At 33.7% G+C, this 14588-nt stretch carries 10 protein-coding genes; all 10 read left to right on the top strand.

Translation table 11 applies throughout. The features are described 5' to 3' along the window. Positions 1-309: 309 nt before the first annotated feature. Positions 310-1398, top strand: a complete 1089-nt coding sequence (locus tag OQ292_RS24445; protein ID WP_284686610.1) for an efflux RND transporter periplasmic adaptor subunit — start codon at positions 310-312, stop codon at positions 1396-1398. 75 nt (positions 1399-1473) lie between these two features. Continuing rightward, positions 1474-4599: an efflux RND transporter permease subunit gene (locus tag OQ292_RS24440; protein ID WP_284686609.1), complete on the top strand. Its 3126-nt coding sequence runs from the start codon at positions 1474-1476 to the stop codon at positions 4597-4599. A 9-nt stretch (positions 4600-4608) separates the two neighbouring features. Further along, positions 4609-6024 (top strand): efflux transporter outer membrane subunit, encoded by a 1416-nt coding sequence (locus OQ292_RS24435; RefSeq protein WP_284686608.1) that lies wholly within the window; start codon positions 4609-4611, stop codon positions 6022-6024. 3 nt (positions 6025-6027) lie between these two features. Continuing rightward, positions 6028-6966 (top strand): adenylate/guanylate cyclase domain-containing protein, encoded by a 939-nt coding sequence (locus OQ292_RS24430; protein ID WP_284686607.1) that lies wholly within the window; start codon positions 6028-6030, stop codon positions 6964-6966. Between the two features lie 35 nt (positions 6967-7001). Next, the gene (locus OQ292_RS24425) at positions 7002-7505 is read left to right on the top strand and encodes a DUF2480 family protein (RefSeq protein WP_284686606.1); all 504 of its coding nucleotides are present in this window, start codon (positions 7002-7004) and stop codon (positions 7503-7505) included. Positions 7506-7534: 29 nt separating this feature from the next. Next, positions 7535-8542 carry an NAD(P)/FAD-dependent oxidoreductase gene (locus tag OQ292_RS24420; RefSeq protein ID WP_284686605.1) on the top strand — a complete coding sequence of 336 codons (1008 nt, stop codon included), beginning with the start codon at positions 7535-7537 and terminating at the stop codon, positions 8540-8542. Positions 8543-8592: 50 nt separating this feature from the next. Then, positions 8593-8904 (top strand): 2Fe-2S iron-sulfur cluster-binding protein, encoded by a 312-nt coding sequence (locus tag OQ292_RS24415; protein ID WP_284686604.1) that lies wholly within the window; start codon positions 8593-8595, stop codon positions 8902-8904. A 299-nt stretch (positions 8905-9203) separates the two neighbouring features. Next, on the top strand, positions 9204-9863 hold the full coding sequence (locus OQ292_RS24410; RefSeq protein WP_284686603.1) for an RNA polymerase sigma factor: 660 nt from the start codon (positions 9204-9206) through the stop codon (positions 9861-9863). A 132-nt stretch (positions 9864-9995) separates the two neighbouring features. Continuing rightward, positions 9996-10988: a FecR family protein gene (locus OQ292_RS24405; protein ID WP_284686602.1), complete on the top strand. Its 993-nt coding sequence runs from the start codon at positions 9996-9998 to the stop codon at positions 10986-10988. Positions 10989-11131: 143 nt separating this feature from the next. Further along, positions 11132-14566: a SusC/RagA family TonB-linked outer membrane protein gene (locus tag OQ292_RS24400; protein WP_284686601.1), complete on the top strand. Its 3435-nt coding sequence runs from the start codon at positions 11132-11134 to the stop codon at positions 14564-14566. Positions 14567-14588: the final 22 nt, after the last annotated feature.

Here is a 14588-nt window from a genome sequence, read left to right as displayed (position 1 = left end):
TTTCTATAATTTTTATGTGAAAGTATACGCTTAAAAATTATGCTTATACTAACATCACTAATCTATTACTCTGTATTTTATATAGTGTGTAGAGATTCTATATTTTAATCAAAAATAAAAGGCAAGATATATAAAGCTTTTTGGCATGTAGTATTCAATAAATATTGTATATGTTAGGGATTAATCGCTTTATGTTCACTAACTAATTCTGAAGTTAATTTTTGATCTCATAGAGAGAAACTAGAAAAAATTATTGCTTTCTAGAAGTGGAATAGTATGTCCTTTTTTAAAATCGTAAAACAAAAAATCATGCAAAATAATGTTGTACTTACCAGAGTAAGCTTATTACTGATATGTATTATTCCGATTTGGTCTTGCCAAAAAGAGAGTAATGCTCCTGTAAACCAAGTACCAGAATATACTGTACTAAAGGTTAATTCACAAGAAACAGTTTTAACCAAGACTTTTCCTGCAATTATTGAAGGGCAGGAAGATATAGACATTAGACCAAAGATAGAAGGTTATATAGAAGAAATATATATAGACGAAGGCGCAGTGGTAAAAAAGGGAGATTTACTCTTTAAAATTAATGCGCCACAATATGCCGAATTACTTAAAGCCGCAGAAGTAGATGTAAAAAACGCTCAAATACAAGTAGAAAAAGCCAAACCATTGGTTGTAGAAGGAATTATAAATACTTATGAGCTAGAAGCAGCAGAGTTGGCTTTAGAGGCAAAAAAGTCGGCACTTACCCGCGCTAAAACGGATTTGGGCTATACCATTATAAAAAGTCCTGTAGATGGAGTAGTGGGAACCATTGCCTATAGAACTGGTAGTTTGGTTAATCCTCAATTACAAACACCATTGACCATCATTTCTAATATCGATAAGATACATGCTTATTTTTCAATGGATGAAAGGGAATTTCTAAATTTCTATGCTTCACATGAGGGAAATACTATTGAAGAAAAACTCAAAAACTTTCCAAAGGTAAACTTGCAATTATCAAACGGAAATGTTCTTGGTGAGGAGGGATCAATAACATCTGTGAGTGGTGTATTAAATCAAGCAACAGGTTCGGCTAGGTTTAGAGCTACTTTTAATAATGAAGATAAAAAAATTCGCAGTGGTGGTAGTTGTAATATTATTATACCACAAAAATTAGCTTCTGCCATATTAGTACCTCAAAAGTCTACCTTCGAAATGCAAGATAAAAGGATGGTATTAAAAGTGGAAGATAACAAGGTATACACTACGGAGATTCATACACTAAATAATTCGACTGAGAATAATTTTGTGGTTACCAATGGGCTTTCTTCTGGTGACGTAATTATATATGAAGGTGCTGGAAACTTGAGAGATAGCATGGAGATACAGCCTAAAATAATAAGAAACTAAGTAAAAATGGCAATAAGAAAATGAATTACATAAGCCTATGTAATGCTGGAATACTTATGCCTTAATCAAAAAATTATGTTAAAGAATTTTATAGATAAACCAGTTTTATCCACAGTTATCTCAGTGATAATTGTGATTTTAGGAGTGCTGGGCATCATCACACTGCCTATATCTCAATATCCAGATATTGCGCCACCTACTATAGAAGTTACTGCTTCTTACCAAGGTGCCAATGCCGATGTGGTAAGAAATAGTGTACTCATTCCATTAGAAGAACAAATTAATGGGGTAGAAAACATGCAGTATATGACTTCTACTGCTGGAAATGATGGTAGTGCGACAATTACTATCTATTTCAAATTAGGCACCGATCCTGATTTGGCAGCAATGAATGTTCAAAATAGAGTGAACAAAGCAACTAACTTACTGCCAGAAGAAGTAATTCGATCAGGTGTTTCGACCAGTAAAAAGCAAAGTAGTTTGGTGTATATCTTTAGTATTTACAGTACCAAATCAAACTACGATCAGAATTTTATTCAGAATTATGTGAGCTTAAACATATTGCCTAAGTTAAAAAGGGTAAATGGAATAGGCGATGCCTTTATTTACGGAGCTAGAGATTATGCCATGCGTATTTGGTTAAAACCCGATGTAATGGCATCTTACGGTTTGGTACCCAATGATGTAATTGCCAAACTAAGACAACAAAATATAGAAGCAGCTCCCGGAAAATTTGGGGTAAATGCCAATCAGTCTTTTCAATATACTATTAAATACAAAGGGCGATTAAAAACAGCAGAAGAGTTTGGCAATATTATTATTCGGGCTAATAATAGTGGAGATGTATTACGATTAGACGACATTGCAGATGTAAAACTAGGTGCTTTAGATTATAATAGTAGCTCTAAAACATCGGGGTATCCGAGTACTTCTATAGCAATTAGCCAAACGGCAGGTTCAAACGCTTATGAGCTGATTGAAGAATGTAAAAAAATTATTGAAGCAAGTTCAAAAGACTTTCCATCGGGTATTCACTATGTGCCATTTTTAAATGCTAATGAATTTCTAAATGCATCTATAGATAAAGTAATTCATACACTGATAGAAGCTTTTATTCTAGTATTTATAGTAGTATTTATCTTCTTACAAGATTTTAGATCTACACTAATACCTGCTATTTCGGTTCCAGTAGCCATTATAGGTACGTTTTTCTTTTTAAAGATTTTTGGTTTTACCATCAACTTATTGACTTTATTCGCTTTGGTACTTGCTATAGGTATTGTGGTAGATGATGCAATTGTTGTAGTTGAAGCTGTACACGCCAAATTAGATCAGGGTTCTAAATCTGCAAAAAAAGCCACTCAGCATGCGATGAGTGAGATAAGTACAGCTATTATTTCAATTACATTAGTAATGTCTGCTGTGTTTGTACCAGTATCATTTATTAGTGGTTCAACAGGGGTATTTTATAAACAATTTGGTTTAACACTCGCGATTGCGATTGTAATTTCAGCAATAAATGCCTTAACCTTAAGCCCAGCTTTATGTGCTATTTTCTTGAAGCCACATGATGAACATGCTGATAAAGGTTTTCTACATAGATTTTACAAAGGTTTTAATAATGCTTTTACAGCCATAACCTTTAAATATGTAAGAGGTGTCCGGTTTTTAATTGGGCAAAAATGGTTGGCCTTAGGAAGTATCGTCTTTTTTACTGCTTTATCATGGCTATTAATAAAAAATACACCTACAGGGTTTGTCCCTGCCGAAGACAGTAGAGCAATATTCGGAAATATCATTTTACCACCATCTACTTCTTTGGAGCGTACTGAAGCATTAATAGATGAAGTAGATAGTATTATAAGAACAGTACCAGAAGTAGAATCATCTACCAGATTAGCAGGACAAGATTTAATAAGCGGTGCAGGAGGCTCTTATGGTGCATTTTTTATTAGACTAAAATCTTGGGAAGAAAGAGAAGAAGAAGGACAAGGTATAGAAAGTGTAGTAAATAATTTGTTTTACAAAACAGCCGGAATTAATGGTGCTAACATTATATTTTTTGCAGCACCAACATTGCAAGGCTTCGGAAGCACTAACGGTTTTGAGTTTAACCTACAAGATCGTACAGCCAATAACATGGATCAGTTTAGTGGTGTTATCCAAAACTATCTTGGGCTTATTAATCAGCGTCCAGAAATTCTGTATGCAACTACTTCTTTCAATAATAATTTTCCTCAGTTTGAGCTTGAAGTCGATATTGCAAAATGCGAAATGTCGGGCATCTCACCAGATAATGTATTAAGTGTAATGCAAGGTTATTACGGCGGAATATATGCTTCGGATTTTAACCGATTTAATAAACAGTATCGGGTAATGGTTCAATCTAAAGCGAGTTTTAGAGCCAAACCAGAAGACTTACAATCAATATTGGTAAAAGTAAATAGTGGCGAAATGGCTCCGATTACGCAATTTGTCACGCTTAAAAAAGTATACGGCTCTGAGTTTATTAGAAGATTTAACCTGAATACTGCTGCAAATATTACCGGTGTGCCAGCTCCTGGTTATAGTTCTGGTGATGCAGTAAAAGCGATTCAAGAAGTAGCTAACCAAGCTTTACCTAAACAATTTGGGTATGAGTTTGCAGGCTTAAGTCGCGAAGAGGTAAATAGCGGAAACCAGACAGTTTATATTTTTATTTTATGTCTAGTGTTTGTCTACTTTTTATTAGCAGCACAATACGAAAGTTATATTTTACCTTTTGCTGTATTATTACCATTACCTATCGGTTTGTCGGGAGCATTTTTATTCGCTCAGCTATTTGGCATAGACAATAATATATTTTTACAAATCAGTCTAATTATGCTAATTGGTTTATTGGCCAAAAACTCCATTCTGATAGTAGAGTTTGCATTAATGCACAGAAAAAGCGGTCAAAGTTTATTTGTTTCTGCCATAGAAGGAGCAAAAGCCCGATTAAGACCAATCTTGATGACTTCCTTTGCTTTTATTTTCGGCTTGGTTCCGCTTATGTTGGCAACTGGTGCAGGCGCCGTAAGTAATCGCTCTATAGGTACTGCTGCAGTGGGTGGAATGTTTATAGGTACGGTGTTCGGAATCTTTGTAATACCCACACTATTCATCATTTTTCAAACACTACAAGAACGCTTTAGTGGAGTAAAAACTGAAAATCATAAATAAGAAATTACAATGAAACGATTTAATCTTTCTATTTATATAATAGCGGGCTTCCTCTTGTTTTTTGTTTCTTGTAGAGTTACAAAAGATTACCAAAGCCCTAACATTAACTCTAAAGAATATCTTAGAGTTAATAAAGATCATTCAATTGATACTTTAGCTGAAGTACCCCAAATCCCTTGGAAATCATTTTTTACTGATACGCTTTTGCAAAATTATATTGAAGCAGCATTGGTAGAGAATTACGATATGAAAATAGCCTTTGAAAGGATAGAAATCGCAGAGGCTATTCACCATCAGAGTAAACAAGCATTTTTGCCTAATATATCTGGCAATGTATCTGTTGCCAGATCTAAGTTGGCATTTACCCAAGGTTTTGGAATTATAGATGATGTAACGCAATACGATTTAGGGCTCAGTGTATCTTGGGAAGCTGATATTTGGGGTAAATTAAAAAGTGCAAATAAGGCACAGTTAGCAAGACTCTTGCAGTCAAAAGCTTATCAACACGCTGTGCAAGCAGCATTAATCACAAATATTGCTAGCCAATATTATCAGTTAATTGCATTGGATGAGCAATTGAATATTTTACAAAGAACAGCTGAGAATAGAAAGGCTAATGTAACATCAATTCAAAAGTTACAAACGGCTAATGTGGTAAATAGCGTGGCAGTTTTGCAAAGCCAAGCGAATCAATACGATGCAGAAATAGCCATATTTAATGTAGAGAAGCAAATTTGGGAAGTAGAAAATGCTTTAGCTGTGCTTTTAGGGAAATCAACTGCAAAAATTGAACGAACTAGATTTGATGAAATAAATGATAAAAGTCCGTTACCAGTTTTTGAAAGTATTAATGCAGAATTAATGGCAAACCGCCCTGATGTAATACAGGCAGAACTTGCTTACCGCAGTGCATTTGAACTTACCAATGTTGCCAGAACCCAATTTTATCCATCATTTACACTAACTGGAGCAGGTGGTTTTTCGAGTTTTGAGTTTAGCGATTTGTTTACAGAAAACATTGGACTTTTTGGCAATGTAGCGGCTGGTTTATTTCAACCAATTTTTAATAAAGGTATTAATGAGGCTAATTTAAAAACTGCCAAGTCTGAACAGCAAATTGCATTTTATAATTTCGAATATACTTTGCTAAAAGCTGGACAAGAGATTTCAGATGCCTATAATTCTTTTCAAAAGGCAAATCTGAAAATTGAAAAGCGGGTTTTACAACTTGAAGCTCTATCTAAATCTGTAGATGACACTAAAAAGTTATTACAGTATAATTCTCAAACTAATTATACAGATGTATTAACATCAGAACAGAATTTACTTGCTGCAGAAATTGGCAATGTGAATGACATCCTAGAACAAAAAATTGCCCTTATCAATCTTTACAGAGCATTAGGTGGCGGTTGGAATGAAAACTAAGATATGATGTTTAGCTCTAATAATATAATTACACTACTAAATGATGTTTCTTTTTCGATTGAACCCGATGAGACAATACTGCATGCTGCATTAAAAAGAGGTATACCTTTTTGCTGTGAATGTGGTGGAAATGCTCGCTGTTCTACTTGCAGGATTTTAATTATTGAAGGAGAAGAAAATCTGACTGAGATTAATAGTGCAGAAGAAGAATTAAGAAAGCATTTTGAATTACCAGAAAATGTTCGTTTGGCTTGTCAAACTCAACTAAAAAATGGGAAAGTTAAAATCAAACGTATAATGAATGATGAAAGTGATTATCCTTTATATCTTAAAAATAAGCATGTTAAAGATATCGGGAGAGAGTTACAATTATGCTTGTTATTTCTAGATATAAGAAACTTTACTTCAATAGTAGAGCATCATTTAGCTTTTGATGTGATTCATATAATTAGAAAGCTTTTTTTGAGTTTTGAAGAAATTATTAATCAGTATGGAGGTAAAATAATAGAGACAGTAGGAGATGGGTTGTATGTGGCTTTTGGTTTCAATAATAATTTACAGCAAAGTGCTAACGATACAGTAAACTGTGGGAATGCTATTTTAAAGTCTCTTAAATCTTTGAATGAAGAATATTTCAAAAAATATTTCAGGGAAGAAATAGAAGTTGGAATAGGAGCTCACTTAGGTAAGGTAGCTATTGGAGATTTACTCTTGCGAGATAATAAGCATCAAATAGTGATGGGATATGCAGTTAATATTGCATCACGAATACAAGAAGTTACTAAAAAGCTGAATAACAATTTTATCATATCAGTAGATATTTATCAATTCTTAGATAAAAAACCTTTGTGTAAATATTCTTATCAATTTTTGAAAGGGGTCAAATCCTCCATTAAGTTATATCTTATTGGAGGCCCTTTTCTATACAAATTGAATAAGTGATTTTTTAATTATCTCAACTTAGAATTCAGATTATTATGGAAAATAATTCTTTTGTAAACAAAGTAGAGCAATCTGGAATTATTACAATTGACCTTATAGATTTTGCCCCAAAAGAGAAAAGTGTTTTTCTCGATATAAAGGAATTCTTATATCAGGGCTTAATTGTAAAAGAAAAAGAATTTAAAGAGCAAGTATCTAACACCGATTGGAATAAATATAAAGACAAGGTGGTAGCAGTAGGTTGCTCAGAAAATGTGATAATACCAACTTGGGTATTCATGATGCTTGCCAGTCGATTGGAGGAAATAGATTGCCGATATGATTTTAATAGCACCGAAGCACTAGATATAATGCTTTGGAAAGAAAATATTGAACAAGCAAATTTTGATGATTTAGCTGGTAAAAAAGTAGTTATAAGAGCTCGCACTGGTATTGCCCCAATACTTTATATGAAGATTACAGAAAAGCTGAAACCAATTGTAAAAACACTTATGTATGGAGAAGCGGGTATGCCTAAGGTGATCTATAAAAATAAATAAGTTTAAAAAATTAAAAATCAATATATAAAATGAAAGAAGTAGATATATGTATAATTGGCGCTGGGCCAGTAGGATTGTTTGCTGTATTTGAAACCGGACTTCTAAAAATGAGGTGCCACCTGATTGATGCTTTACCTCAAGTAGGAGGCCAACTTTCTGAAATATATCCACGAAAACCTATATATGATATTCCGGGTTCTCCGGGTGTATTGGCTCAAGATCACATAGATAAGCTATTAACCCAAATTGCTCCATTCGAGCCTACATATACTTTAGGAGAGAGAGTAGAGGCTGTAGAAAAATTAAGCGATGAAAGTTTTGTAATAACAACGAATGAGAAAACGGCTGTTAAAGCAAAAGTGATAGTTATCGCAGGAGGTTTGGGATCATTTGAACCACGAAAACCTAAAGTAGAAAATCTCCATTCTTTTGAGAATGGCAACGGCGTTACTTATATGGTAAAAGACCCGGAATTATTTAGAGATAAAAATGTGATACTTGCTGGTGGCGGAGATACTGCACTAGATTGGACCATTCACCTTGCAGGCATTGCTAAATCACTTACGTTGGTGCATAGAAATGAAACATTTAGAGGTGCCCCAGATACTGCCGAGCAAGTTTTTAATCTAGCAAAAGAGGGCAAAATCAATCTTATACTAAATTCAAATATTATTCAAGTTAAGGGTGATAAACATTTGCAGGAAGTGATTATTGCAGATAGATCTAAAAATGAAACTGTATTTAAAGCAGATTATTTAGTACCACTATTTGGTCTAAGTCCCAAATTAGGCCCAATTGCAGATTGGGGTTTAAATATAGATAAATCGGCTATAAGTGTAGATACTTTTGATTATTCTACTAACATTCCGGGAATATTTGCTATTGGAGATATCAATACATATCGAGGTAAATTAAAATTAATTTTGTGTGGTTTTCACGAAGCAGCACTCATGGCTCAAAGTGCATTTAAGTATGTTCATCCTGAACAAAAACTAAGTTTTAAATACACAACTGTAAACGGAGTTCACTCTTTCTGACAATTAGCATTACTTACAATCAAAAAAAATAGATAGTTATGGAAAATAATATGATAACTATATCTGTAGAAAGCTTAGATGGACAACATCAAAAACTTTTATTGCCTACAGATATGGGCCTAAGTTTAATGGAAGCACTAAAAGCCAATGAGTATGAAATTTTAAGTACCTGTGGTGGAATGGCTCTGTGTGCAACTTGCCATGTAGAAGTTTTAGACGGGGGAGAAAATTTACGAGAACCATCAGATCCAGAGTATGATTTGTTAGATACTTTACCAGATTGTACAGATAATAGTCGATTAGCTTGTCAGCTCCGACTATCGAATGAGATGGATGGCTTAGTGATTAAGCTTAAAGTCTAAAATTTTATTTTAAAAAATTGTTATTCCTTTAATTTCTATCAGAGATTATTAAAACCAAGTAATTTAGTGAAATATCACTTAGGAATAATTATGATATTCAAACTGATAATTATAAAAATCAAACATTAGCATAGTTTCATATCTGATTGTGCTAATGTTTTTTTGTGTTCAATTATGCGCTATTTAATTACGATTCAATAATTTGGATTTCTTCATTATTTTATTCTTATTGCGGTAATTATCTCCTCTCAAAAGTGCATCTTTTTAAAAGATGTTATTGATTAACTACATGCTTGAATATGAAAATGAATAACATTGAGATAATTATTTATAGAATAGCACATAGTAACGACAAGCTTGCATTTAGAGATTTCTATGATTTCTATTTTGAGAAATTGTTTACCTTTTCATTTAGAATTCTCAAATCAAATACCTTGGCAGAAGAAGTTATTTCTGATGTATTTATGAAAATTTGGACACAAAGAAATAAATTATCAGAGATTAAAAACATCGAAACTTATCTGTATGTACTTGTGAAAAATCGCTCTTTAGATATCATCAAAAAATCGTTTAAAGAGCATAATACACATTTTTCACTAGACGATTCTCACCTCGAATTAGCCATTGAAAGTTTTACGCCAGAGTCTGTTTATTTTGCTATAGAGTTACGTAAAGAGATAGATCAAATAGTTAAAAACTTGCCTATAGGGTGCAGAAATGCATTTTCATTGGTAAAAGAAGACAATTTGAATTATGCTCAAGCTGCTGAAATTTTAAATATTTCACCTAATACAGTTAAAAGTCAGGTGTACAAAGCTATTAATGAGATTAAGAAGCATTTAGAACATAAAGTTTCAGATAAAAAATTAAGTGTAAGTACCACCCGAGGGGTTAAATTCTTGATTTCTGTGATGCTAATTATAGAAAATTTTAATTTTTTTTACACTGACATAGTCTAATCATCAAAAATTGTCGTCCTTCCTTATGAGGAGATATTATTGAAATTTTTCTACTGCAAATATTACTTTATAACAAAGCACCAATTTGTAGCCTAGAGATAGTATGTAATTAATTTACATTTAAGAATTACCATGTCATATATTATTGAGATTTTGGTTAAAACTCTTAGAAACAAAGAGCTAGACCACCATGAGAAAACTTTTCTTGATGATTGGAAACGCCAATCTGATAACAATGCTACTATATATAAGAAATTAGAGAAATATTGGGATCATAAGCTAAAAGTGCGAAAAGACACAAAAGAAGATGTGTGGAATAAGCTTGAGCTTTTTATGGATAAAGAAACATCTATCGAAAAAAAAACTTCCCGAAAAATACATTTCAATAAACTTTATTATGTAGCAGCGTCAGTCTTATTGGTATTATTTTTTTTCTATTATCAAGAAAAACAGGATATAAACCCAAAAGAATCGCCTATTGCTGAGGTTTCTTATATAACAAGAGAAAACCAAAAAGGCGAAAAAAGGAATATAACGCTATCTGACGGCACTTTTATTAAACTTAATGCAGAAAGCAAACTCAAGTTTCCAGATAAATTTTCGGGCAATACCAGAGAGGTCTATTTAACAGGTGAAGCATTTTTTGATGTAAAAAAAGATACATCAAGTCCATTTATAATTCACACAAAAGATATTTCTACAGTAGTAAAGGGAACATCATTTAACATAAGAGCTTTTGAAGATGATCAATTAATTACCGTATCTGTTGTTACAGGATTGGTTGAATTGGAAAGTCATGATTCTGTAATGGTTTCTTTAAAGCCACACGAAGAAGCTATTGTAAATGTAATCGATAACAATGTAAAGAAGGAATCTTTCGAATTAGAAGAAATCTCTTGGAGAGACAACATCTTATGTTTTAAAGATCAGCATTTAGGCGAAATTATCACCACACTCGAAAGGTGGTATGGGGTAGAATTTATTTTAGAAGACGAAAATGTAAAAATGAAAAATGGCTTTTCAGGTACTTTTAAAAACGAATCTCTGCGCGAAGTAATGGAAAATTTAAGTTTTGCCGGGCATTTCAAATTTAGAATAGAAAAGGACAAGATTTATATCAACTAATTTAATTAAACGAACTATGCAAATGGGAATTAACAGTAGCTAGTTATCGACAAAAAAAGAATCCACTTGATGTATCAATACTTTGGCGAGTCTCGAAATCAAGTGGATCTCAATGATTTTTTAAACCATTAATATACAAAAATATGAAATTGAAAATATTACATCAAATTTTAAGCATGGCTAAGTACATGTTTTACGGCTTAATACTTCAAGCTTTTTTATCGAGCTTTTTAATTCCAGGAGATTCTCATGGACAGAAAAACTCTGTTTTTGATATTGAACTCAGTGTAAAAAGTGAAGAAAACTCATTGGAGGAAGTGTTTAATGACATTGAAGGGCAAACTGGATTTAAGTTTACTTATTTTCAGGATGATATCATCAATCAAATAAACACAAAATACACCTTCAATTTTCCGCAAAAATCTTTAGGATATATTCTAAGAGAAATTTCTTTGCAGAGTGGATTGGCTTTTAAAAGAGTGAATGAAAATATTAGTGTCGTAAAAAAAAACAAAAACCGTAATACATCAGAAGTATTAGAAGTTTTCGATCAACAAATAAAAATTTCTGGTACGGTTACTTCGGCAGAAGACGGAGAGCCTTTACCTGGTGTTAATGTATTGATAAAAGGCACTCAAAGTGGAACAACTACTAACTTTGATGGAAAGTATTCTCTCGAAGCACCATCTGGTAGTGTTTTGCTTTTCAGTTATATTGGATTTATTCCTCAAGAATTTACCTTAGGAGGAGAAAGCACAATAAATGTTGCACTAAATGTAGATACTGATCAACTCGAAGAAGTAGTAGTAGTGGGTTATGGTTCTCAAATTTCTAAAGAGGTAACTGGTGCTGTTCAGCAAATAAAAGCCGAAGAGCTGCAAGACCTACCAGTAGCACAGGTAACTCAGAAACTCCAAGGTAGAATGGCCGGTGTTCAAATTAATCAAACTACTGGGAAACCCGGTCAAGGCATGCAAGTTAGAATTAGAGGTCAAGCGTCAATTTTAGCAGGAAGCGACCCTTTATATGTAGTAGATGGCTTTCCAATAGTAGGAGATATTAGCACCATCAATCCAGATGAAATTGAAAGTGTTTCTGTATTAAAAGATGCAGCATCAACGGCTATGTATGGTTCTCGTGCTGCCAATGGTGTGGTATTGATTACCACTAAGTCTGGAACAAGTGGTAAAACTACTATAAGTTTGAATGCTTATGCTGGTGTGCAACAGGTACCTCAAAAAGGCAGGCCAGATTTAATGAATGGAGAAGAGTTTGCCAGATTCCAGAAAGAATCGTACGAAGATAGAGGGCAGGCTGTTCCAGCACCTTTCCAAAATCCATCGGAGTATGGAGACGGATACGATTGGTATGGTGGTATGCTTCGTACTGCACCCATACAGAATTATAGTGTTTCTATTAATACTGGCAAAGATAACTTTAGTACTTCTGCGGTATTGGGTTACTTTAATCAAGATGGTGTAATGCATAACTCGGATTTTACTCGCTATTCTTTAAGAATAAATTCAAATTTTAATGTAAGTAAAAAAATTAAAACGGGGTTTAATGTAGCGCCAACTTATTCGGTTAATAACATACCAAGTTCAGATGGTGCATTTTATGCGACTAACCAAGATGCCGCAGTTCCGGGTGGATTGCTTTCAAATGCCATGCTTACTTGGCCAATTCTTCCTTACGAAAACGAAGATGGTTCTTTGCCTTTAACCGCATACATTCCGGGTATAAGTGCGTTCCCAACACCTAACTGGTACAAAGCATTAGAGGAGATTACCAATCAATCCAAAACAATTCGCATGTTGTCAAATGCATTTATTGAGGTAACCCCAATTGAAGGTTTGAGTTTAAAATCTACCATCAATATTGATCTAGCAAATACAGATTTTGTGAATTTTAAACCATCAACAGTATCTACAACCTTTGCTTCTTTACCACCAACAGTTGCTACTTCATTTAGAAATTCTAATTTTTATACCTCATGGTTAAACGAAAACTTAGTAACCTATTCTAAGTCTTTTAGCGACCACAATTTTGAAGTACTAGGTGGTTTTTCAACTCAAAAATATAAATCTGATTTTCAACAAATAAGGGGAACAGATTTTCCTGATGACAGAATACAAGCTATACAGTCGGCTGTAAATATAGATAGAACCCAAACTTTTGACAGAATAGAAGAATGGGGGTTAATATCTTATTTAGCAAGATTATCTTATAATTATAAAGGCAAATATTTATTTACAGCTTCAATCCGTAGAGATGGTTCTTCAAGATTTGGTATAAATAATCAGTGGGGTAATTTTCCATCTGTTTCAGCAGGTTGGGTAATATCTGACGAACCATTTTTGTACAATAGCGAGAAAATATCTTTTCTTAAAGCCCGAGCAAGTTATGGTATAATTGGTAATAACAATATTGGTAATTATACACAATATGCGGCTGTAAGTACTACTACAAATGCTGTTTTTGGCTCTACAGTAGCACCGGGTGCTAGTATTACAAGTATAGGTAACAATCAGTTAGGTTGGGAAACTACCAAGCAGTTTGATATTGGTTTTGATCTGGGTTTGTTTGACGACCGCATCACGTTCACTTATGATTATTATAAGAAAAACACGACCAACCTGCTTTACAATGTAACAGTACCACAAGAGTCTGGCTTCGAAACAATTAATGCGAATGTAGGAGAATTTGAATTTTGGGGGCATGAAGTAACCATTAACTCAAATAACCTTACTGGAAACTTTAAATGGAAAACAGATTTCAACATTTCATTTAACGATAATAGAGTGGTGGCACTTTCAGATGGAGTAGATCGCTTATATGGCGGCTTTGGTAATTATGTGACCATTACCATGGTTGGTGAAAGAATCGGACAGTTTTGGGGCTTAATACACGATGGCGTTTATGTAGATCAAGCAGATTTTGACAGCTCACCAAAAGCAACAGCTTCAGAAGTTGGGACAGCAAAATATCAAGATGTAAATGGAGATGGCGTAATTACTTTTGGTGGTGATGAGGACGACCGTACATTTATAGGTAATCCATTCCCGAAATTTATCTATGGCTTCACCAACACATTCAACTACAAAAATTTTGATTTATCTATAGTTTGTGCGGGTTCATATGGTAATGATATTATGGTGATGACAGATCAAGGCACCACTAACCTTGATGGCGTATTTAATGTGGTAAAAGGAATTGAGAATCGTTGGAGGTCGCCAGAAAATCCAGGTGATGGATTATTCGGAAAATCAACCTCAGCAACTTGGATGGAACGTGACTGGGCTAGTACCAGATTTGTAGATTCAGGAAATTATCTAACCATCAAAAATATAACATTAGGCTATAATATTCCTGTAGGAAACAGCAATGTGTTTAAAAGTATAAGGCTAAATGCTAGTGTACAACAGGTGTTAGTGTTAACTCAGTATAGAGGAGTTAACCCAGAAGTAAGTGCTGCTGTGAATGGAACAGCAACTGGTAGTGCCTTAAACCTTGGCATGGACTGGGGGACTTTTCCAGTACCAAGAACCTACACATTGGGTGTAAACTTCGGAATATAAATACAGTTTAAGTCTAGTTTAT

It is taken from the genome of Chondrinema litorale, assembly GCF_026250525.1.
Lineage (GTDB): Bacteria > Bacteroidota > Bacteroidia > Cytophagales > Flammeovirgaceae > Chondrinema > Chondrinema litorale.
The sequence above is the reverse complement of the archived record's forward strand: the minus strand, read 5'-3'. Positions and strand labels throughout refer to the sequence as shown.

Coding starts and splice junctions, on each gene's coding strand:
- OQ292_RS24400 (WP_284686601.1), top strand. CDS start 11,132: ATGAAATTGAAAATATTACATCAAATTTTAAGCATGGCTAAGTACATG.
- OQ292_RS24445 (WP_284686610.1), top strand. CDS start 310: ATGCAAAATAATGTTGTACTTACCAGAGTAAGCTTATTACTGATATGT.
- OQ292_RS24405 (WP_284686602.1), top strand. CDS start 9,996: ATGTCATATATTATTGAGATTTTGGTTAAAACTCTTAGAAACAAAGAG.
- OQ292_RS24415 (WP_284686604.1), top strand. CDS start 8,593: ATGATAACTATATCTGTAGAAAGCTTAGATGGACAACATCAAAAACTT.
- OQ292_RS24440 (WP_284686609.1), top strand. CDS start 1,474: ATGTTAAAGAATTTTATAGATAAACCAGTTTTATCCACAGTTATCTCA.
- OQ292_RS24425 (WP_284686606.1), top strand. CDS start 7,002: ATGGAAAATAATTCTTTTGTAAACAAAGTAGAGCAATCTGGAATTATT.
- OQ292_RS24430 (WP_284686607.1), top strand. CDS start 6,028: ATGATGTTTAGCTCTAATAATATAATTACACTACTAAATGATGTTTCT.
- OQ292_RS24435 (WP_284686608.1), top strand. CDS start 4,609: ATGAAACGATTTAATCTTTCTATTTATATAATAGCGGGCTTCCTCTTG.
- OQ292_RS24410 (WP_284686603.1), top strand. CDS start 9,204: ATGAAAATGAATAACATTGAGATAATTATTTATAGAATAGCACATAGT.
- OQ292_RS24420 (WP_284686605.1), top strand. CDS start 7,535: ATGAAAGAAGTAGATATATGTATAATTGGCGCTGGGCCAGTAGGATTG.